Source organism: Desulfitibacter sp. BRH_c19 (assembly GCA_001515945.1).
Classification (GTDB): Bacteria; Bacillota; DSM-16504; order Desulfitibacterales; family Desulfitibacteraceae; genus Desulfitibacter.
In genome coordinates this window covers 303,729-325,350 of record LOER01000026.1, presented here as the reverse complement: position 1 = coordinate 325,350, position 21,622 = coordinate 303,729, and the positions used below count along the sequence as shown (strand labels likewise).

General features: G+C 37.3%; 21 protein-coding genes. All 21 read right to left on the bottom strand.

The annotated features are described in order from the left end of the window. Window positions 1-61: 61 nt before the first annotated feature. Entirely contained in the window at window positions 62-1,090 is a 1,029-nt protein-coding gene (locus tag APF76_17680; GenBank protein KUO51309.1) for a rod-share determining protein MreBH, read from the bottom strand. Window positions 1,091-1,195: 105 nt separating this feature from the next. Then, window positions 1,196-1,453 (bottom strand): stage III sporulation protein D, encoded by a 258-nt coding sequence (locus APF76_17675; protein ID KUO51308.1) that lies wholly within the window; start codon window positions 1,451-1,453, stop codon window positions 1,196-1,198. A gap of 222 nt (window positions 1,454-1,675) precedes the next feature. Further along, window positions 1,676-3,025, bottom strand: a complete 1,350-nt coding sequence (locus APF76_17670) for an ATPase (GenBank protein KUO51307.1) — start codon at window positions 3,023-3,025, stop codon at window positions 1,676-1,678. Window positions 3,026-4,516: 1,491 nt separating this feature from the next. Further along, entirely contained in the window at window positions 4,517-5,728 is a 1,212-nt protein-coding gene (locus tag APF76_17665) for a hypothetical protein (protein ID KUO51306.1), read from the bottom strand. A gap of 240 nt (window positions 5,729-5,968) precedes the next feature. Next, a complete protein-coding gene (locus APF76_17660; GenBank protein KUO51305.1) occupies window positions 5,969-6,373 on the bottom strand; it encodes a hypothetical protein in 405 nt (134 codons plus the stop codon). Window positions 6,374-6,585: 212 nt separating this feature from the next. Further along, complete coding sequence (locus APF76_17655) at window positions 6,586-7,320, bottom strand: hypothetical protein (GenBank protein KUO51304.1); 735 nt, start codon at window positions 7,318-7,320, stop codon at window positions 6,586-6,588. Window positions 7,321-7,482: 162 nt separating this feature from the next. Beyond that, the gene (locus tag APF76_17650) at window positions 7,483-8,466 is read right to left on the bottom strand and encodes a hypothetical protein (protein KUO51303.1); all 984 of its coding nucleotides are present in this window, start codon (window positions 8,464-8,466) and stop codon (window positions 7,483-7,485) included. Between the two features lie 113 nt (window positions 8,467-8,579). Then, window positions 8,580-9,896 (bottom strand): hypothetical protein, encoded by a 1,317-nt coding sequence (locus APF76_17645; protein KUO51302.1) that lies wholly within the window; start codon window positions 9,894-9,896, stop codon window positions 8,580-8,582. A gap of 352 nt (window positions 9,897-10,248) precedes the next feature. Further along, entirely contained in the window at window positions 10,249-11,526 is a 1,278-nt protein-coding gene (locus APF76_17640; GenBank protein ID KUO51301.1) for a UDP-N-acetylglucosamine 1-carboxyvinyltransferase, read from the bottom strand. A 117-nt stretch (window positions 11,527-11,643) separates the two neighbouring features. Continuing rightward, window positions 11,644-12,378 carry a hypothetical protein gene (locus APF76_17635; protein ID KUO51300.1) on the bottom strand — a complete coding sequence of 245 codons (735 nt, stop codon included), beginning with the start codon at window positions 12,376-12,378 and terminating at the stop codon, window positions 11,644-11,646. A 249-nt stretch (window positions 12,379-12,627) separates the two neighbouring features. Continuing rightward, window positions 12,628-13,029, bottom strand: coding sequence for an ATP synthase F0F1 subunit epsilon (gene atpC, locus APF76_17630; protein KUO51299.1), 402 nt, complete (start codon window positions 13,027-13,029; stop codon window positions 12,628-12,630). 15 nt (window positions 13,030-13,044) lie between these two features. Then, window positions 13,045-14,463 carry an ATP synthase subunit beta gene (locus tag APF76_17625; GenBank protein ID KUO51298.1) on the bottom strand — a complete coding sequence of 473 codons (1,419 nt, stop codon included), beginning with the start codon at window positions 14,461-14,463 and terminating at the stop codon, window positions 13,045-13,047. 21 nt (window positions 14,464-14,484) lie between these two features. Continuing rightward, the gene (locus APF76_17620; GenBank protein ID KUO51297.1) at window positions 14,485-15,339 is read right to left on the bottom strand and encodes an ATP F0F1 synthase subunit gamma; all 855 of its coding nucleotides are present in this window, start codon (window positions 15,337-15,339) and stop codon (window positions 14,485-14,487) included. A 58-nt stretch (window positions 15,340-15,397) separates the two neighbouring features. Next, window positions 15,398-16,903, bottom strand: a complete 1,506-nt coding sequence (locus APF76_17615) for an ATP synthase subunit alpha (GenBank protein KUO51296.1) — start codon at window positions 16,901-16,903, stop codon at window positions 15,398-15,400. 42 nt (window positions 16,904-16,945) lie between these two features. After that, complete coding sequence (locus APF76_17610; protein ID KUO51295.1) at window positions 16,946-17,494, bottom strand: hypothetical protein; 549 nt, start codon at window positions 17,492-17,494, stop codon at window positions 16,946-16,948. Next, window positions 17,491-17,976, bottom strand: a complete 486-nt coding sequence (locus tag APF76_17605; protein KUO51294.1) for a hypothetical protein — start codon at window positions 17,974-17,976, stop codon at window positions 17,491-17,493. The genes APF76_17610 and APF76_17605 overlap by 4 nt, the downstream gene beginning before the upstream one ends. Window positions 17,977-18,087: 111 nt before the next feature. Next, entirely contained in the window at window positions 18,088-18,312 is a 225-nt protein-coding gene (locus APF76_17600; protein KUO51293.1) for an ATP synthase F0 subunit C, read from the bottom strand. Between the two features lie 52 nt (window positions 18,313-18,364). Next, the gene (locus APF76_17595) at window positions 18,365-19,057 is read right to left on the bottom strand and encodes a hypothetical protein (protein ID KUO51292.1); all 693 of its coding nucleotides are present in this window, start codon (window positions 19,055-19,057) and stop codon (window positions 18,365-18,367) included. Between the two features lie 588 nt (window positions 19,058-19,645). Continuing rightward, window positions 19,646-20,029, bottom strand: a complete 384-nt coding sequence (locus tag APF76_17590; protein ID KUO51291.1) for a hypothetical protein — start codon at window positions 20,027-20,029, stop codon at window positions 19,646-19,648. Then, entirely contained in the window at window positions 20,029-20,286 is a 258-nt protein-coding gene (locus tag APF76_17585; GenBank protein ID KUO51290.1) for a hypothetical protein, read from the bottom strand. Before APF76_17585 ends, APF76_17590 begins: the two co-directional genes overlap by 1 nt. Before the next feature lie 185 nt (window positions 20,287-20,471). Further along, window positions 20,472-21,587: a UDP-N-acetyl glucosamine 2-epimerase gene (locus APF76_17580; protein ID KUO51289.1), complete on the bottom strand. Its 1,116-nt coding sequence runs from the start codon at window positions 21,585-21,587 to the stop codon at window positions 20,472-20,474. Between the last annotated feature and the right edge of the window lie 35 nt (window positions 21,588-21,622).

Sequence of the window (21,622 nt, the reverse complement as noted above, 5' to 3'; positions counted from 1 at the left end):
TCTAAAAAAGCCAGTTATCATGACCGATAACTGACTTAGTCTTTTCTGATATTTTACTAGACTAGACCAATCCTTTTGATACCATTCCGGTATCCTTTAATACATCTAGCATCTGTAAGGCTTTACCTGTACCTAAGGCTACGCAAGTAATGGGGTCATCTGCAAGGTGGATGGGAAGTCCCGTTTCTTCAACTAGAAGTTCATCTAAACCATGAAGCATAGCGCCACCACCGGTCATTACGACACCTTTATTTATAATATCTGAAGAAAGTTCGGGAGGGGTTTTTTCAAGTACTTCTTTAACGCCTGCAACTATACTTTCTACAGGTTCTAAAATTGCCTGGTGCATTTGCTTACCTGTAATGGATAATGTTTTTGGAAGTCCTGTCACTAAATCTCTTCCTCTTACGTCCATTGATGTTTCGTATCTTGGGCTTTTGGAATAGGCAGTACCAATTTGTATTTTAAGCTCTTCTGCACTTCTTTCACCTATCATAAGGTTAAACTCTCTACGTATATAACGAACTATGGCCTCGTCAAACTTGTCGCCACCTACTCGTAGTGACTTAGAACAAACTATACCACCTAGAGATAGTACAGCAACATCTGTGGTGCCACCACCAATGTCTACAACCATAGTGCCATTAGCATCGGATATATCTAGTCCTGCACCTAAAGCAGCAGCCATAGGTTCTTCTATTAGATATGCCTGCCTTGCACCAGCCTGCATTGCTGCCTCTCTAACTGCCCTTTCTTCCACCCCAGTCACTCCTGATGGGATACAAACCATTACCCTTGGTTTGAAGAAAAATCTTTTGCCACATGCCTTTTGAATGAAATACCTTAGCATTCTTTCTGTTGAATCATAATCAGCAATGACTCCTTCTTTTAAGGGTCTAATTGCTACAATGTTACCGGGTGTTCTCCCAAGCATCTTTCGTGCAGCTTCTCCAACGGCAAATATCTGTCCCGTTTTTTTGTCAATTGCCACAACTGAAGGTTCATTTAAAACAATTCCCTGTCCCTTTACAAAAACTAAAACAGTAGCAGTGCCTAAATCTACGCCTATATCAGTACCCCAGCCAAACATATTTATCTCCTTTCTGCCTAAAGCTTGTCCTTTAAGAGAATTATACTTAATTCACTAATATGACCACAATTCTCCAAAAAAAAACAAAACCCTTTAAAAAAATGGCTAGGATACATTATTTTGCTTATATTTTTTTCTAGTGGCTTCTCCGCCTCTAATATGCCTTTCAGCTTTGTTATTTTGTAATACTTTTTTTACCTCTAATGATAATTCTTCATTAATTCTAGGTAATCTCTCTGTAACGTCCTTATGAACTGTACTTTTACTTACTCTAAAAATATTTGCAGTAGTGCGGACAGTTGTGCCCTCCTTTATTATATATTTGGAAATATCCAAAACTCTTTGACGAATGTAATCTTGCATCAAAAGGGCCTCCCTCTTGGTTAGTTTTCTCTTAATCTATATGAGGAATTTGATGCAAAAAGAACAAAGAGTGGTATGAAAGTTTTTGGCTATTATGGAATTACTTAGAATTGAAGTGCGGGAGACAAACTTCAAAGACATAAAACAACCCCCATTATCCGCAGGAGGCTTGTTTCAAATATCCAATTACGCACTTTCGTTCAAAATAAGACAAACGAAAAGCTAAATCTCCAATTGTTTCAAAGACATCCCGATCAGTTTATCTGCATGATCAGCCATAAATAATGGAATATTCAGCAGATCATCATCCAGGCGCAGGTTGTTCAGCGAAAAACGGACACGAAGCTTGACCTTATCACCGTACTTCTCTTTAAACTTCTTAAGACTCTTGCTTTCCACATTGCTCTCCGATTTTACCTCAATGGGCAGAATATCATTTTCCCGCTGTATTAGAAAATCCACTTCATAACGGGGATTATCCATCGTCCAATAACGCGGTATGGCCTCAAACTGGTTTCTTAGTGCTTGCAGTACATAATTCTCGCTAAGTGACCCTTTAAATTCCACAAACAGACGATTGCCTTCGCTGAAGGCAGAGGGTGCCAAAAGGGACAAACGGCGCAGAAGTCCCACGTCCACCAGATAAAGCTTGAAGGCAGTCAGCTCGTCATAGGCCGAAATTGGCAGTCCCGGTGCACTACTGCGGTAAATTTTATAAGTCAGGTTCGCATCACAAAGCCATTGTAGAGCATCCTCATATTCTCTGGCCCGAGCGCCTTCCTTTACTACTTTATAGATAAATTTTTTATTCTCTCTCGCAAGCTGGGACGGAGTTGATTTCCATATGAGTGAAATCTTGGGAAACTCCTTAGGTTCCGGATGTTTGGCAAAATCCCGTTCGTACGCCCCTAATATATTGGAAAGCACCTGCTGCATTAGCTCAACATCACGGTCTTGTGTCCAGGACCGAACGGATTCCGGCATTCCACCTGTGACAAAATACATCTTTATCTTTTCATAAAGCGGATTGAAAAAAGCCTGTGGAATGGCTTCAAGGCTACCTAAGCTGTTCATGTAAGCAACAAGATTGTCATCACCATTAGCCATTAAAAATTCGGTAAAGGTCATCGGTCTAATTTCCAAAAAATCTACCTTGCCAACGGGGAAAGAGGCAGGCTTCGCCAGCGCAATGCCTAAAAGCGAACCTGCGCAGGCTACATGATATTCCGGTTTGTTTTCGCAGAAATATTTGAGAGTATTCAGAGCATTAGGACATTCCTGTATCTCATCGAAAACAATGAGCGTGTCCTCCGGCTTATCCGGCTTAACTGTTTGACTGCTTGCCATCATCAAGTTTTGTAAAATACGCTCAATATCCTTTGTCTTTTCAAAAAACTGCTTATATTCCGGGTGTTCATCAAAGTTAAAATAGGCAACATTTTTATAATAACGTCTACCAAATTCCTTGAGCACCCATGTCTTGCCTACCTGACGAACGCCTTTTAAAATGAGGGGCTTACGGTGCTTAGATTTTTTCCACTGCAGTAAATCCCGCAAAATCAATCTTTCCATAGCGTTACCTCCAAATTATCACATAATTATACATATTTTGCGCTGTTTTATCACGTTTTTATAAATAGTATAACCATTTATCCAATAAAAAGTCAATACATCACATAAATATTAATAATATTTAGCACAAAATTCATACTTTCATGTAGTAGTATATGTGTACATTATAAAAATGCATTGAAACATTCCTTGATAATATTATTTTGTATATTTGGAAATATCCAAAACTTTTTGACGAATGTAATCTTGCATCAAAAGGGCCTCCCTCTTGGTTAGTTTTCTCTTAATCTATCTGAGGAATTTGATGCAAAAAGAACAAAGAATGGCATGAAGGTTTTTGGCTATTATGGAATTACTTAGAATTGAAATGCGGGAGAGAGAATTCAGATAAAGGACTAAAGAGGAGGAGAGTAGATTCAGGAAAATATAAAGAAGGTACAATTGTGGAATTGTTCACAGAAAAAGGCCCGGAAAGAGAGTTTGATTATCTCTCTCCTGGGCCTTTAGTTAGTCAGCGCAGAGTTATTATTATGCAGTCGGATTGCTGTATTCTGTTTTAGGTGCTTTTGTTGTAGTCAATGGTTTTTGACTAGCTGTTGTTTAGAGGAATTCTTTTGTAGTGAGGATTAGGTCTTTTTTGTAGCCAGTTGGAAGGGCTACTCAACTTTCTAAAGGCTGCTTCCATCCAATACGTAGTTCTTCAATCTTTATCCCACTACTCCAAATCACGTACCTGTCCCCTTGATTTTCTTTATATATTTGGAAATATCCAAAACTTTTTGACGAATGTAATCTTGCATAAAAGGGCCTCCCTCTTGGTTAGTTTTCTCTTAATCTATCTGAGGAATTTGATGCAAAAAGAACAAAGAGTGGTATGAAAGTTTTGGCTATTATGGAATTACTTAGAATTGAAATGCACGAGAGAGAATTCAGAAGAAGGGCTAAAGAGGAGGGGAATAGATTCAGGAAAATATAAAGAAGGTACAATTGTGGAAATTATTCACAGAAAAAGGCCCAGGAAAGAGAATTTGATTATCTCTCTCTTGGACCTCTTCTTAGTCTGCTGACTGCAGAGTTATTATTATGCAGTCGGATTGCTGTATTCTGTTTTAGGTGCTTTTGTTGTAGTCATTGGCTTTTTGTTCAGATGATGTTAGAGGAATTCTTTTGTAGTGAGAATTAGTTCCTTTTTGCAGTCAGTTGGTAGGGCTACTCAACTTTCCACAGACCGCTTTCATCCAACTCGTAGTTCTTAAATCTTTATCCCACCACTCCAAATCAACGTACCTGTCCCCTTGATTTTCCTTCCCCTTGATTTCCCATGACATACCTAATCTTTAAAACCTGCTGTGGCATTTGATACTAATGGGAGTTATGTAACTGAAATTCTGGTTCATTCTTTACTCAGTCACACCAGCAGGTTCTCTGGAAAGCACAAGAACCGTCCATTTGGTTTTATATCATTTCTGCAGGGTTATGGATCCCCCTAAATTAACTTTTCACACAATATGCCGTCCATTTGCTTCCTTTATGCTTCTCCATATTAGCAAGCGATAAACCTAAAACTATCCAAAAAATTGGCATTATCATTACTACATCAATGTTAAATTGTCCTTGAATAATGTAGGATAAAATCATTGTGGAAAACATGATTTCTTGCTCACCTTTCCACATTCTCAAGAAAAAACTTAAAAAAGCCATATATGAAAGCATAGCAAAAATACCCATAGTAACTGCCATTTCAAGGAAGATATTATGTGCCTTATCTACAAAAAAGTTTGTTTCATTTTTTACTATTGTTAAGTTCAAATTGTCTGGGCCTATTCCAAACAACCAATGTTCTGATATGAGTTCTACTACCTTTTTCCACACAAGCATTCTATTGGACCCGGCACTATCTTCTAGTGCAATAGCTGATGTTACCTCATTCGAAATACTCAGAATTCTATTTAGTATAATGCCATCAGAAGTTGACAATAGAAAAACAGTAGTGATAAACAATACTAAAGTAACATGTAATATTAATTTTCGCTTATTAAAAATCTTTAAATAATAATATAATAAATAAATAAATGCTATACCAAAGGTTATCCAGGCACCTCGGGTTACACATACAATAAGGCCTGCATATATCATAGCTGTACTTAAAAGATATATTCTTTTGGAATAACGCATATATGAAATGATGGAAGCAGGTAAAATAAAAGCAGTATAAGTTCCCAAAAAATTAGGATTAGCCATTGTTCCAAAACTTGCGTAAGTTGCTCTGACAAGCTCATGTGGTACTATATTTAATCCGAAATGCTGTAAGAGTGCAGTAAATGAAACCAGGGAAGCACATATAATCATACTATCAATTAATCTTTTTAAATTAACATTGTTATTACTGTAGGCAAGAAAAAATAAAATAATGCAGAACAAGTAAGTACTAAACCCAGAATAACGAATACTACCAGTCCATGCCTTCATTGGTTCAATAGCTAAGATAGTTGAAAGAAATGCAAATAATATAAATAATCCTAGAGGTATTAAGGCTCGATGAGTTATTTTTGTTAAATTTTTCGCAATAAACAAAAGAGCAATCATAGAAACAATAACCAATACGATGTACCTAGGAAAGTAGAAGTAATCTATAGGATTAGGTATGACAATTAATGGGTATAAACCTAGCATAGATGCTAATATTACAACCTTACCATTCAAATATTCCACCTTCTATCATTGAGCATTGATGCAACAAAAAAGAAGCTGATTTTTAAGTTACATTTATTAATTCTATAAAAAACACACCTCTGGGTTGTTTTCGACAAAAAGAGATGAGGTGTCTGAGCTTTCTATAAAACAACCTCCCACTATTCACTATAGCAGGAGGCTAATCTTCATCCTATCTATAAAAGTTAACAGATTACCTGCTTAGCACCTTCAATGTCTGTTATAAAAGAATTACCAAGTTATAGGTAAAGAACTATCTATCGCAGCAGCATTTCCAAAAGTATCAGCAGGAATTTCAACAGCTGCCCTATAAGGCGTTGTACTACTACCGTCTCCAACTACTTTATATGTTGTGACTCCAGTTGGACCTGTAGGCCACTCTGCTAAAAATTCGCCAGTTAAATTATCAGAACTAGGCGCTGTCGGGGTAACTATAGTGGCTTGATGTTGCATAATAGCTCCATCAATTGTTCTTAAATTGGCTTCTACTGCACTTATGTTCGCCCTGTTTGTCACACTATTATAAACCGGTATTGCTATCGCCACTAAAATCCCTATAATAACTACAACTACCATCAATTCAACTAGAGTGAAACCTTTTTGACTCTTTAATTGCTTGTTAATCCAATTAAACATAAATATTAACCTCCTTGAATTTGTCCGTAGGATTATTTTCCTATGTAACATAAGTTATACATTAAATTAATTTTTTTAGACACTTAGTCCAAAAAAAATTGTCTTTATTTTAGATACTTCGTTGATACATGTTATTTTTCGCAAAAGGAAAGACCTCTCAAACCTTAATATTACAAGGAATGAGAGGTCTTTTTCTAATTCGTTACTGTTCATTACTGTTCATAGAATAGATATGTTGTGGGATCTTGATTATCTCCTTTGTGGCTAATGCTAAAATGGAGGTAGGAGTCTGGATTATTTATTTTACCTATTACTTGACCCTGCTCTAGAGTGTCACCTCTGGCAATATCCACCTCACATAAATGCTTGTACTGTGTTTGCAGGTATGAGCCATGGTCAATTGTAATAGTATATCCATCTATTTCTGTATAAGATACTGTAACCGCTTTACCAGCTGCTGCAGCTTGTACAGAGGCTCCCTCGGGAACTTCAATATCTATACCGTCATGGAACCTATAGTCTTTATAGGTTTTACTATAATTAAAACCAAATTCTCTAATTATTTCTCCATCAGCAGGAAATGTTAAATTCGGTGATTCATCTACTACATTAATATCCTTAGGTACTTTTTTTTCTTCCTTTGGTAAAGATGGAGTACCAATTACATCTGGAGCTTCAGGGATTACTGATGGAATAGTTTTTTCTTCAGGTTCTTCTTGGATTACTTCTATAGTGGGTCCTTGATCCTTCATAAAACTATCTATAATTCCTGTATAATAGGCAGTACTTCCCAGTACTGCTGTTGCTGCAAGCAGCACAAGCAATAAAGCTACTTTTGGATATTTTTTAGGAGAAAACTCCTTATATCTACTGATAATACTCTTCTTTAAATTAGAAATATTTTCTTTTACCTTAATAATGTAGGATTTTATTTTAAATTTTTTCATAGCACATCACCTCAAGTTTAGTATTACCGATTTTATACCAAACTAAACGTGGGGAAGGTGCACTATAGGGTAATACAGGAGACAGGAGTCAGTAGGGTCAGAATAAGAACCTAAAGCTAGAGCCCATCTTCTGAATTCTGTATTCTGTTTCCTGTCTTCTGGTTACTGGGCTATCGTTTGTAATTCTACTCCTGTATAGTAGTGTTTTAATATCTGCTCAAAATTTGCTCCACTTTTTGCCATAGCATTTGCGCCATACTGACTCATGCCTACTCCATGACCAAAGCCGGTTGTTGTAAAGATTATTTTATCTCCCTGAAGCTGCCATGTGAATTGAGTAGAATTTAATCCCAGAGCACTTCGAATATCGGTACCCATTAGAGTTTTTCCATCAATCTGGAGCTTTCTTACTCTATTTGTTGATGTGTTTTCTAGTACCTTTATGACATTTTGATTGGTACCCTGCATAGTTGATGCAGGAAGCGCTTGTAGATTTGTTCCCAGAGCAGCATCGATATGTCCTAAAGTGAGGGTTTTCCTTTCTTGAAAATGTGGTGATTCCTTGTCTCCTGGGCTCTCTACACTCCGAAGATAAGGAATTTTGTTTAACCATACGTCCTCCGAGTTTTCCGTTCTGCCGGTACTGGTTGAATGATATACAGGTTCTATAAGTCGTCCCTCATATGTTACAACAATATTTTTTGTGGAAGAAACTGCTTCTTCCATCTTACTTTTGTTAATAAAGTAGTTGATCATACCCCATCTTTCTTTCATGTCCTCAGATGATAGATAAGCCTGACAATGATTAGAGTTTGTGCAAACAATTGCCTCAGGATGAATCTCGTTTGCATTACTTAAAGTTAGTCGTCTTAATGCATAGGTTCTAGCTGTTATCGCCTGAGCTTTAAGTGCTTCAAGTTCAAAATCTACTGGCATCTCGGCTGCTAGAACTCCTACCAGATAATCGTCTAATGGCACTACCCTTGTTTCATCTGTTTGGTGAAAATAGACAGTTATGTTTTGTTCACTTGTGTCAATAACTACAGGAGGCTCTTCAGTCTTTTTAAAATTACTTACTATTATTACAGGTAATACAATTACTCCAATTAGAACAAGTAAAAACATTAACGCTATTAGTTTACGCACCTTGTCCCCTCCTAACACAATTTCACCTTACATCTTGAATGCTGGATGTAAGGTGATTATCTCCTCTTTCTTAAGATATATATGTGTAGGTGTGGGGAAATATGAATAAAGGTTTAGTCTGAAACCTTAAATTTCTTAACCGCTTGTTCTAAATGAGTTGCTGTTTCCTTGCTCGTTCTAGCTAATTCAGACAGGGCTTCAAGAGTGGCAGATTGTTCTTGCGCAGATGCAGACACATCTTGACTATAGGATGCAGTTTCTTGCGATAAACTGCCCACACTTTCAATTAGTTTAAGAATTTCCTCGGAGGTGGCTACTTCATCCTGGGTAATTTCTACAATGGTATCAATAATTTTTTCAGCGTGATTAATCCCTTCAATTATTTTTGCAAAGGAGTCTTCGGTTTGTTTAACAACCTGGACACCATTGTCGACAGCTAATTTACCTTGATTAATAGATAGAACGGCATGAGATGTTTTTTTTGTCATTTCATTTATTAATTTGGATATTTCGCTTGCACCCTTATTGGATTCCTCTGCTAACTTTCGAACTTCATCTGCTACTACTGCAAAACCTCTCCCATGTTCTCCTGCCCTAGCCGCTTCTATTGCAGCATTTAAGGCTAGAAGATTTGTTTGTTCTGCAATGTTATTTATAGTTGTACTAATATCGCCAATTGCCTTGGAAACACCATCTAGTTGTTGTATTACCGTAACTGCTTCATTAGTTTTCTCGCTAATTACTGTCATAGATTGTACCGTTTCTTGAACTTTATCTTTGCCTTCAACTGCCTTTTGCCTAGTATGTTCGGAATTTTCATTGGCATCTTTTGCATTAGCCTGGGCTGTTTGAACTAAGTCAGATAAATGTAATAATGCTTTGGAGGTTTCAACTACTGAATTGTTTTGTTCTTCCGTATTGCTGGCAACATCCTGCATTGATTGGCTTATTTGATTAGTTGCTAAGCTTATCTGTTCTGTAGATACAGACATCTCTCCTGATGCTTCTACAACTTGATTAGATTTTTGCCTAACGTCTTTTATGATTTGTGATTGATTAATCAGCATCATGTTGAATAGATCACCTAAAGCCTTTATTTCATCCTTCGACTTGAAATCTACAAAAGAAGTCAAATCGCCTTCGCCTGCTTGTTCCAATTTGTCAGCCAAAACTCTTATGGGTTTTATAACTATTATATTTAAGCATAAAAGGATTATAGCTGAAACAACTATTAGATTAATAGCTGTTGATACATACACAGCTATATTTCCAGAAATTAGACCTGTTCTTTGAACAAGGTTATTTATGAAAACAGCTATTGTTGGGCTAATCAGTAGAGCTACTATTATACATGCTACTATTTTTACTTTTATTCCAACTGGTACTTTATTTAGTGAACTTATATGTAGCTTTGAGTTAATTCTTTTCATAGAAACACCCTCCTTTTATATTTGTCAGAAGCTCAATTAATTATTTACTAAATATTAACCATTACTGCGTATTGTAGTCATTATTCAATTGAAACCTTACTATGCATCTTTAAAATCATTCATAGTTTAATACCACCTTTTATGCCATAATAGAATAATCTTACAAAATCGTATTATGTTAATTTTTTAAAATAATATGTATATAATACTATAAAAATCCTAGTATTCCTTTTAATCGACAATAAACGACATGATATTAGTTTTTTATAGCAGAATTAAATTAAAAACAGCTAGCCTGCATAAATTTGCTAGACTAGCTGTGCTTTGTATTTGCATTTTTTGTTTTAACCAACTAACACTTTTCATCTTCGTCTGGGAAGACTGTGCGTTTTATGTCGGCTCCTATGCCTGTTAATTTTGTTGCTAAATCCTCATAGCCTCTATCAATATGATGAATTGAGCTTATTTCTGTTTTACCTTCGGCAATTAGTCCTGCAAGTATAAGCGCTGCTCCAGCTCTAAGATCACTTGCTTTTACAGGTGCTCCTGTAAGTCTGGACACACCCTTTACAACAGCACTATGCCCTTCTATGACTATACTTCCACCCATTCTTCTTAATTCATTAACATGCATGAATCTATTTTCAAATACAGTTTCTGTAACTACACTAGTTCCTCTTGCTAGCGTTAAATATGACATCATTTGAGCCTGCATGTCCGTTGGAAAACCAGGATAAGGTAAGGTTTTTACATCAATTGCATTACTACGACCCTTGGAGCGAACCCTAATGCCTGTCTCTTCTTCATCTATGGTTACTCCAGCCTCTGCTAGTTTAGCCATAACGGGTTTTAAGTGATCAGATATCACATTTTCAACTAATACGTCGCCTCCAGCAGCGGCAGCCATTATCATATAGGTTCCTGCTTCAATCCTATCAGGTATTACAGTATGATCAGTACCATGTAGCTTTGAAACTCCTTGAATTCTTATGATATTGGTTCCTGCACCATGTACCTTTCCGCCCATGCCATTAATAAAGTTAGCAAGGTCGACTATTTCTGGTTCTTCTGCAGCATTTTCTATTACTGTAGTTCCTTCTGCCCTACTGGCAGCCATCATTATATTTTCAGTAGCTCCAACACTTGGAAAATCAAGATAAACTCTATTTCCAATTAGTTTTTTAGCTGAACATTCGATTACTCCATGAGTCATTTTAATATCTGCACCTAATGCTGTTAAGCCTTTAAGGTGTAAATCAATAGGTCTACTTCCTATATTACAACCTCCTGGCATGGATATTCTAGCATGACCTAGTCTTGCTAATAGAGGTCCCATGACTAAAAATGAAGCCCTCATCTTCCTCACCCAATCTTCAGGGGGTTCACTACTTGTAAGCTGTGATGCATCTAAAAATAATTCCTTATTGCTAGATGAAGAAACCTTTACACCTATAGTACTTAAAACCTGGGTAATTGTGTCTACATCAGCCAATTGAGGTATATCCTGAAGATAACACTCACCTTCCGCTAAAAGGGATGCAGCTATTATGGGTAATACAGCGTTTTTTGCTCCGCTTACTTTGATTTTTCCTTCTAATTGTGTACCTCCGGTGACAACTAGTTTCTCCAACAATTTTTCCTCCCTAGTGCGTTTTGCAAAGATGTCTTGATAATTAATCTAAATTTAATAAATTTTAACAAATCTCTTTCACCTTGCTAATTCGACAACTTTTTAAAAATTCCTTTGTTAATATTGACAATGTATTAATGGAGTTCCCATATATAGATACGTTTTATCATCTAAATTATGGTATCTGGAGGCAATATTTACATTAATTTTTCTTCCTGCCACTTCCACGCTATCCGAAAAGTATGGAGTGAATCCGCTATAACTAACCAGAACCTCGTCCTTTATCCCTTCAATTATTATACCATTTATCTTATCAAAAATGGTATGTACAATTTGTTCCTGCTCTGACACAGTTAGGTATCTGGGAATGTAGTAAATAGCAGTTTCGCTGATATCTGGTGTGACTTCAAAGTAACCGAAGATACCTTCAAGTCTTTTCCTTTGAATTAGACGGTTGTCCATGGATAGATTATCTAAGTTTATTGAAAGATAAGTTTCAGCTTGTGTTGCTGTTAATTTAATATTTATAATTTCCTTATTATCATTTAGATCTAGATTTAAATCTGAATCTCCACTTACAGATTGATAATTCTTATCGTTTTCCCACTGCTTGTTCAATTCAACATTATACTCCTTTTCTAGTAAAAATAGTATATCCTCTAATTGTTTTTTTGTACTAATCTTATTTTTTATTTTCGCCCAAGCGCATATTTTTAATTCGCTAAATTGTACTTCTTCTAGCTGGTAAAGGGTGTCAAATGGGTTGATGTTTTCTTGTTGTGAAAGAGCTGGAAGCTTTATAATAGTTAATAGACATATAATAGCAATTGCAATAATTATGGATTTTTTCATTTTCTACCTCCAAGAATAATGCCTGATGCACAAACCAGTCAGGAGAACCGTCCCCGTGGTTGTTTTTGCTTTCTGGATATATTCTTGCCAGGATTCTTGTTTTTTAAAACATAAAAACGCGAAACCGCAGACTGATAGCCTGCGGTTTCGCTTCCCTTTAGGTTAATCGCTTCTTTCAAAGCAATCTTATATTATATTCGTCAAATTGATCAATAATCCTTTTAAAATCTATGAACAAATTTTGTTAAATTAGCGTAATTTTGCTGCCTGCATCCGAGCTATAGCTCTACGTAATGCCATTTCTGCACGCACAGTATCTATGCCATCTTTCCTCTTAAGTCTATCTCTTGCTCTCTGTTCAGCACGCTTAGCTCTATCCATGTCGATTTCCAAGGCACATTCAGCTGTGTCTGCCATTATGGATACCTTATTATTACTTACTTCCATAAAACCACCACAAAGAGCTACATGTTCCTCTTTTCCATCAGCCTTGTAAGTTATTACTCCAACTCCCAATGAGGTTACTAGAGGAGCGTGGTTTACGAGGATACCTAGATATCCATTTGCCGCTGGAACAACTAAGGACTCCACTTCTACACTAAGCACCTTACGTGCTGGAGTTACTACATCCATGATAAGTTTCTTTGTCATGATATCAACGCCCCTCTACTCCAGTTCTTTTGCCCTCTCGATTGCTTCCTCAATAGTACCAACCATATAAAAGGCCTGCTCAGGCAGATTATCATGCTTTCCATCAACGATTTCTTTAAAGCTCTTGATGCTTTCCTTTAATGGAACGTATTTTCCTGCAATACCAGTAAACTGTTCTGCTACGAAAAATGGTTGTGATAAGAATCTCTGGATCTTACGTGCTCGCGCAACCACTAGTTTATCTTCTTCAGATAATTCATCCATCCCAAGAATTGCAATAATATCTTGCAGTTCCTTGTATTTCTGTAATACCGACTGTACACTTCTTGCTACATTATAATGCTCTTCACCAATGATTCTTGGATCAAGAATTCTGGATGTAGAGTCAAGTGGGTCAACAGCTGGGTAAATACCCAACTCAGAAATAGCACGTGATAAAACTGTTGTTGCATCCAAGTGAGCAAATGCAGTAGCTGGAGCAGGGTCAGTCAAGTCATCAGCAGGTACGTAAATTGCCTGAACTGATGTGATTGAACCTTTGTTAGTTGAAGTAATTCTTTCCTGCAATTGTCCCATTTCAGTTGCAAGGGTCGGCTGGTATCCAACAGCTGATGGCATCCTTCCTAAAAGAGCAGACACCTCAGAACCTGCTTGTGTGAAACGGAATATATTATCTATGAATAACAAAACATCCTGTCCCTGCATATCACGGAAGTACTCAGCGATGGTTAAGCCAGTCAAACCAACACGCAGACGAGCACCAGGCGGCTCATTCATCTGGCCGAAAACCATGGCTGTTTTATCGATAACTCCTGATTCTTTCATTTCTAGATATAAGTCGTTACCTTCTCTTGTTCTTTCCCCAACACCGGCAAATACAGAGTATCCACCGTGTTCGTAGGCGATATTACGAATAAGCTCCATGATCAGAACTGTTTTACCAACACCAGCTCCGCCGAAGAGGCCAATCTTTCCACCCTTAGAATATGGAGCCAAAAGGTCAACTACTTTTATACCTGTTTCCAAGATTTCTGTTGATGGCTCCAAATCCTCAAATCTTGGAGCAGGACGGTGAATCGGTAGGTAGTTATCAACTTTTACCTCTTCTTTTCCGTCTATTGCCTTGCCAAGAACATTAAACATTCTTCCAAGAACTTCATCACCTACGGGAATTTTAATAGCTTCACCAGTATCCACAGCTACCATGCCTCTTTGTAATCCGTCTGTAGAGGACAGGGCCACACAACGAACACTATTATTTCCTAGATGCTGCATAGCTTCCATTGTAATATCAATTTCAAAATCCAAGCCTGTATTTTCAGTTTGGTCCTTTGATGTTATTAAAACAGCATTATATATTTCAGGAAGTTTTCCCTCAGGAAACTGAACGTCAACTACAGGACCAATTACCTGTACAACTTTTCCCCTGTTCATAGTTTGGTCCTCCTTTCGCAACTATTGTAATGCAGCAGCACCGCCAACAATTTCAGAAATTTCCTTGGTAATTGCTGCTTGTCTAGCCCTGTTATATGACAAGACTAGTTTATCAATCAATTCACCCGCATTGTCTGTGGCACTTGCCATAGCTGTCATTGTTGCACCATGTTCACTTGCTTTAGCCTCTAACAATGCCCTGAAAACTATAATTTCCACAGAACGGGGTAAGAGATTTCCTAATACTTCTTCTGAATTTGGCTCATAAATATATTCTATCTCTTCTACCTTTTTTTCTTCCTTGTCAGGAGCTATAGGTAGGAGAGAAACTATTTTAGATTTGTAACTAATAGCTGATCCAAACTCCGTATAGACCAAGTAGAGCTTTTTAAATTCTTTGCTGGTGAACATTGACATGATTTCTCTTGCCAATTCCCGTCCTTGAATATAGTCAGGCAGGTCACCAAGGTCCATATAATCTTCTCTTATATTGTACTTGCGGCGTCTAAAATATTCTTTTGCTTTTCTGCCCACACAGATCACAGATACTTCTTCCCCAAGTGAATCTATTTTTTCCTTAGCAAAGCGAAGAATATTCTGGTTGTATCCACCGCAAAGTCCCCTATCAGCACTTAGTACCACAAAGCCAATCTTTCCTTCTGCTCTCTCCTCTAATAATGGATGAGAGATGGAACTCTGGGTTGAGGATAATCTCCCCATAACATCTGAAAGCTTGTTGCTGTATGGTCTAGCTGCAATGACTGAGGCTTGAGCTTTTCTAAGCTTTGCAGCTGCAACCATTTTCATGGCCTTAGTAATCTGCTGAGTACTTTTTACACTTCGAATGCGCCGTTTAATGTCCTGCATTCCTGCCATGGGTTACTCACCACCTTCTATAGCTGAAGTCCGAGGTCAGAAGTCGGAAGTCAGAAGTTTACGCGAACATCTCTTTAAATTCCTTGACAACTGCTACTAGTGCCTCTTCATTATCCTTTTCTAGCTTTCCTGTTTCAAGTATTTTACTTTGGATTTCAGGCTTACTATTTTTTAGATAAGATAGAAATTCTGTCTCAAATCTTTTTACGTCTCCTACAGGTATATCATCTAAGTGGCCGTTTACAGCTGCATAAACCGCTACAACCTGATCCTCTACTCTCAAGGGTGAATACTGGTCCTGCTTAAGCATTTCCATCATTCTTTCACCTCTAGCAAGGCGTGCTTGAGTAGCTTTATCTAGGTCTGAACCAAACTGGGCAAATGCTGCAAGTTCTCTGTACTGTGCTAAGTCAAGACGCAATCTACCTGCTACCTGTTTCATAGCCTTAATCTGTGCATTACCACCAACCCTTGATACAGAGATACCAACGTTAATCGCTGGGCGGAAGCCTGCATAGAAAAGGTCTGATTCAAGGAATATCTGACCGTCTGTAATGGAAATAACGTTTGTTGGAATGTAGGCTGAAACGTCTCCAGCCTGGGTTTCAATAATTGGCAAAGCGGTTAAAGAACCGCCTCCATTATCGTCACTTAATCTAGCTGCTCTTTCTAATAAGCGAGAATGGAGATAAAATACATCCCCAGGGTAAGCTTCTCTGCCGGGAGGTCTTTTTAACAATAATGATAACTCTCTGTATGCAGCAGCTTGTTTTGAAAGGTCATCATAAATAATCAGAACATCTTTACCCTGCCACATAAATTCTTCGGCCATTGCACAGCCTGAATAGGGTGCAATATATAACATTGGTGCTGGCTCACTAGCTGCAGCAGAAACAACTATTGAATAATCCATTGCTCCTGATTCTTCTAATTTGTGAACAACACCAGCCACAGTTGATGCCTTTTGGCCTATTGCTACATAGATACAAATAACTCCATTGCCTTTTTGGTTGATAATTGTATCCACAGCCACAGCTGTTTTACCAGTCTGGCGGTCTCCAATAATTAACTCTCTCTGCCCCCTACCAATGGGAACCATTGAGTCAATTGATTTCAAACCAGTTTGTAATGGAGTATCAACAGGCTGACGGGCAATTACACCTGGTGCAAGTGCCTCAATTGGCCTAGTTTTGTCTGTTTCTATTGGTCCTTTTCCATCTATAGGTGCGCCAAGGGAATTCACAACTCTGCCAATCAAGGCATCTCCTACTGGAACATCCATGATACGACCAGTTCTTTTAACCTGGTCTCCCTCTTTAATTTTGGTATATGGTCCTAAAATAACACAACCAATGTTGTCTTCTTCTAGGTTAAGAACCATTCCTGCTATGCCACCGGGAAACTCCAAGAGTTCGCCGGCCATTGCTTTTTCCAAGCCGTATATCAGTGCAATACCGTCACCAACTTGAATAACAGTTCCTACATCGGATACATCAACCTGGGCCTGGAAATTTTCTATTTGGTTTTTTAAAATAGAACTTATTTCATCGGGTCTAATGCTCAATTTCCTCACCCCTATTCCTGTTTGAGATAATGCATGACTAGGTTAGTCAAGGCCAACACTTTTGAGATGTTTTTCAAGCATTTTTAGCTTTGTGGAAACACTACCATCAATTATTCTATCTCCAATTCTTACAACTACTCCACCCATCAGCTTTTCATCTATGGTAACTTCGAGTAAAATATTTTTGCCTGTCATTTTTACAAGGCTTTCACGAAGTTCTTCAAGGTGTTCTGGGGAAAGCAAGGTAGCAGATTTTACTTGTGCTTTTACTATTCCCTTTGCTTCATTAGCTAGATTTATGAATTGGTTGACAATCTGCCCCAAAGCTATTTCTCTGCGCTTGTGTAATATCAACAATAGAAAATTCAATGTTGTCGAAGATATATTGTCTGAATAAATCTTACGGAAAATTTCTTGCTTCAGCTCTGCATTCATGAGCTGGTGTTCAACTACTTTTTTCAGCTCATCGCTTTCTTCTATTACTTGCATTACCTCAGTTAGTTCCTTTTCAAGCTGATCGAGGATATTTTTTTCAGAAGCTAACTCAAAGAGTGCCTGGCCATATCTTTTCGCTACGGCTAAATTACTCATTGAACCTCGCCTACCTCATTAATATAGTCTTGAACCAACTCTTGATGTTGTTTCGGATCTAACTGTTTGTTGATAACTTTACCCGCAGCCATTACTGCTAAGACAGCTGCTTCAGTGCGAATTTGTTCCAAGGCTTTTGCTTTTTCCCCTTGTATTTCTCTTTTTGCCTTTTCAAGGGTTTTTGCAGCTTCTACTTGTGCCTCTTTGATGATTTCTTCTCTAGTTTGAGCCCCAACTTTGTTAGCTCGTTCTATAATTGTTTGTGCCTCTTTTTTAGACTCGCTCATTTGCACCTGGTATTTTTCTAGTAACTCTTGGGCTTCCTTTTGGGCATCTGCAGCTCTGGAAAGAGATGATTCGATAGTTTCTTCTCTTTCTTGCAAGATCTTGCCCACAGGGCCAAACAATAAAAGTTTTAATACATATATGACGACACCAACGTTAATAGCTGTTAATACTACTGTCCAAAAATCAAAATGCACTGGAGGTTACCCCCTCTCTTGCCTAAATAGTAGGTGGGCGAATGTTGCCATGATTTTATGACTTCCATTCGCCCTAAATATTATTATTAATTCATCAGAGTTGAAATACACTTAAATCTTAGTCCACATTAGAATGGCGATAACGAAAGAGAATAATGTTAAAGCTTCCATAAATGCTAATGCAATCAATAGTGTAGTTCTAATCTCGCCTGATGCTTCTGGCTGACGAGCAATACCCTCCATAGCACCTGCAGTTGCTCTACCTTGTCCAAGAGCAGATCCTAGTGCTGCTAAACCAATTGCAAGACCAACACCAATATAAGCTATAGATTCCATAGTTGTTTCCCTCCTTTCAATAATTAAAAACTAAAAAAATCTTTATAATGGTTTAATGCCCTTTAATAGATGTTGTCAAATAGGTTACAGTAAGCAATGTGAATACAAATGCTTGGATAACACCCATTAATACACCTAATAGCATTACTGGAACTGGAATAAGCACAGGTAACAGTATAAATAAAATTGTCACAACCACCTTCTCACCAAACATGTTCCCGAATAGACGCAAAGACAATGATACTGGTTTAACTGCCTCTTCAACAATATTTAGAGGCATTAATGCGGCAAAGGGTTGGGCAAAATGATGTAAATATCCCTTCAATCCATTATTGATAACACCAATCAAATTTATTGTGATAATCGTTGTAATTGCTAGACCAAATGTGGTACTTAAATCTGTTGTCGGAGGCATCAATCCTGGAATAAACCATAATAGGTTCATTGTCAAAATGAATAAGAAAAGTGTTCCAACAAGTGGTATATATTTACGACCCTTTTTCCCCAATGCAGGTTCTAGTAAATCCTGGATGAATTGAACCATAAATTCAGCTATCACCTGTTTTTTACCTTGGGGTCTAGATTTAAGTCCTCTTGTTATCCAATAAATAAGGCCAAAAAGAATGAGCATTGCTATCCATTGATTGACAACTGTTGTGTCTATTGATACAGGTCCTAAATTAAAAACATGCTGTGGTTCCATATGATGCATAATGTCTGACAGGGCTTTAGCTTTCTCTTCCATTGTTCTCATCACCCCTTTCCAATAGGTGTTGCACAACCCTGAAATTGCAAAAATAAAAATACATTTAAAACCATCACTATATTCCAATCTATATATTTCAATGTTTTTTTAGACTTTCCTGCACAAAATGCCTTAAAACTTCCAAACTAAATAGTAATTTACTATGATTACGATAAACAGGATTTTTTATTCAGGTGGAGTTTCCCACAGGATTAGTTCAACTAGAGTTCAGGGAAAGTCACCTGAACTAAGTTTCACTGAATGACTCCATCTGAATATTATAGAGCGAAACTTGCCAACTTGTTTGGCGTAGCTGAGCTAATCCTTTAGGGAAAACCGTTATCCAGGGGCTTAGTACCACTTATCTCCCACCTACGCCAGTAGTTCTAGCATTGTGTTCTTTACAATACGTAGAAATACCAGTGCAAAGCAAGAGTGGGAGTCTTAGTGGTAGTTAGCCATCGGATAAACATCATGGAATAATCTGCTAGCCTGATGGCCATATCACCTAAAACCTCATACACGTCGAAAAATACTAAATTAATTATAGCTATTATTGCATATAGTAATGATTATTTCAAATTGATTTTACTGGAGCTTTTTACCTCTTAGTATATTTAAGACATCAATTGAATAAGTACTTAGATGTAAAAACAGACCAATCATAACTCCTAACAGAAAGTAAACTCCCACCTGTAATGCAAGTATAAGGGCTATAATTGATAGTACCAATCTTATCAATGATCTACCAAAAAACATTTTGTTTGCTTCCTTATTTTCTAGGGTCTGACCCTTTTGAACTGCATCCCACATCATCCAGTAATTGAATACACCTAATGGTGTTCCTACCAACACCCCTACAGCCAGTTCATTCATTCCAAATAAATATATTAGTGAAGAAACTATTACTGCCAGGATAATGATAAACTTTAATCTTCTATCCTTGTGAAAAGGTATAGTTTTATTCTTCACTATTTATCATCCTTTATCTCATCTTTACCTTTTTCTTTGGAAATAATCTGCTTTTCCAAGTCTCCCAATACCATAATTTCCTTGATAAAACCGTAAAAAGTAAATCCTATACCAGATAATACACCAGTAATCATTAACCAAGGTTCTGTTCCAAGCCTTGTGTCAAGATTGCTACCTAGAAAATATCCAACAAAACTCCAAAGCGCAAAATTTATTCCTAGAGATATAGCAATCTGTCCCAGACGAAGATTTGTCATGGTATTCTTCTTTTTCTTTGTCATTTTAAAATAACCAAACTCTCATGTTTTAGAATTTGTCATAATCTAAATTAATAGGTGCGATAAGTGAATACTATCACATAGTAGTTATATTCTTCTTAATTTTAGATAACTCCTGCTTAAATAATTTATAAGATTTTTCTCTTTCTGGTAAATTTCGATATTTAATTGAAATACTTTTTAATAATTTCTATTATCCTATCGCTAGCTTTACCATCACCATACGGGTTAACTGCATGGGCCATCTCCTTGTATGCTTGATCATTTTTTAGAAGATCTGCAGCTGCCTGATAAACATCGTCCTTAGCTGTTCCCACCATTTTTACTGTGCCTGCTTGTACTGCTTCTGGTCTTTCTGTTGTTTCTCTTAATACTAAAACAGGTTTGCCTAATGAAGGAGCTTCCTCCTGCATACCTCCTGAATCAGTCAATACAAGGTGGCTTCTACTCATAAGCTTAACAAATGGTAAATAATCCAAAGGTCCAATAAGATGGATTCTATTCATATCGCCCAATAGCTCATGTGCTAATTGTGACACTTTAGGATTTTTATGCACAGGAAATATTAGTTCTGTATCTGGAAAATCAGTAACTATTTCTTTTGCAGCCAAAAATATGTTTTTTAGGGGTTCACCCCAGTTTTCCCTACGGTGAGCAGTCAGCAAAATAATCCTTTTGTTCCAATCTATATCTGGAAGTATGGTTTCCATAGGAAAAGTCTTTTCTACAGTATCTAAAAGAGCATCAATTACAGTATTTCCAGTTACGCTAATTTTTTCCCTTAAAATATTTTCCCCTAGCAAATTATCCATTGAGGTATCTGTAGGTGCAAAATGCAGATCTGTAATTGACCCTGTAAGTCTTCTGTTCATTTCCTCTGGATAGGGGGAGTATTTATTAAAAGTCCTTAGGCCAGCTTCCACATGACCTACAGCTATCTTTTGATAAAATGCTGCTAGTGCTGCAGTAAAAGTAGTAGTGGTATCACCATGAACCAGGACAATATCTGGTTTTTCTGTCGCAAAGATTTCCTCTAAGCCATTTAAGACTCTTGTGGTTACTCCAGTCAGCGTCTGACCCTGCTTCATAATGTCCAGATCATAGTCTGGTTTTATCTCAAAAAGTTCTAAGACCTGATCTAGCATCTCTCTATGCTGGGCAGTCACTATAACTTTGCTTTGGATGTTTTCTTCCACGGAAAGTTTTTTTACCAGGGGTGCCATTTTTATGGCTTCTGGCCTAGTTCCAAAAACACTTATTACTTTTATCATTAGCTTCATCCTTTTCTTTAAGAAGTGCAGAATTCAGTAGTCAG

Bases quoted from the DNA above. Each gene is read 5' to 3' on its own strand.
- APF76_17680 (KUO51309.1), bottom strand. From the start codon at position 1,090: ATGTTTGGCTGGGGTACTGATATAGGCGTAGATTTAGGCACTGCTACT.
- APF76_17675 (KUO51308.1), bottom strand. From the start codon at position 1,453: ATGCAAGATTACATTCGTCAAAGAGTTTTGGATATTTCCAAATATATA.
- APF76_17670 (KUO51307.1), bottom strand. From the start codon at position 3,025: ATGGAAAGATTGATTTTGCGGGATTTACTGCAGTGGAAAAAATCTAAG.
- APF76_17660 (KUO51305.1), bottom strand. From the start codon at position 6,373: ATGTTTAATTGGATTAACAAGCAATTAAAGAGTCAAAAAGGTTTCACT.
- APF76_17655 (KUO51304.1), bottom strand. From the start codon at position 7,320: ATGAAAAAATTTAAAATAAAATCCTACATTATTAAGGTAAAAGAAAAT.
- APF76_17645 (KUO51302.1), bottom strand. From the start codon at position 9,896: ATGAAAAGAATTAACTCAAAGCTACATATAAGTTCACTAAATAAAGTA.
- APF76_17635 (KUO51300.1), bottom strand. From the start codon at position 12,378: ATGAAAAAATCCATAATTATTGCAATTGCTATTATATGTCTATTAACT.
- atpC (KUO51299.1), bottom strand. From the start codon at position 13,029: ATGACAAAGAAACTTATCATGGATGTAGTAACTCCAGCACGTAAGGTG.
- APF76_17625 (KUO51298.1), bottom strand. From the start codon at position 14,463: ATGAACAGGGGAAAAGTTGTACAGGTAATTGGTCCTGTAGTTGACGTT.
- APF76_17620 (KUO51297.1), bottom strand. From the start codon at position 15,339: ATGGCAGGAATGCAGGACATTAAACGGCGCATTCGAAGTGTAAAAAGT.
- APF76_17610 (KUO51295.1), bottom strand. From the start codon at position 17,494: ATGAGTAATTTAGCCGTAGCGAAAAGATATGGCCAGGCACTCTTTGAG.
- APF76_17600 (KUO51293.1), bottom strand. From the start codon at position 18,312: ATGGAATCTATAGCTTATATTGGTGTTGGTCTTGCAATTGGTTTAGCA.
- APF76_17595 (KUO51292.1), bottom strand. From the start codon at position 19,057: ATGGAAGAGAAAGCTAAAGCCCTGTCAGACATTATGCATCATATGGAA.
- APF76_17585 (KUO51290.1), bottom strand. From the start codon at position 20,286: ATGACAAATCTTCGTCTGGGACAGATTGCTATATCTCTAGGAATAAAT.
- APF76_17580 (KUO51289.1), bottom strand. From the start codon at position 21,587: ATGAAGCTAATGATAAAAGTAATAAGTGTTTTTGGAACTAGGCCAGAA.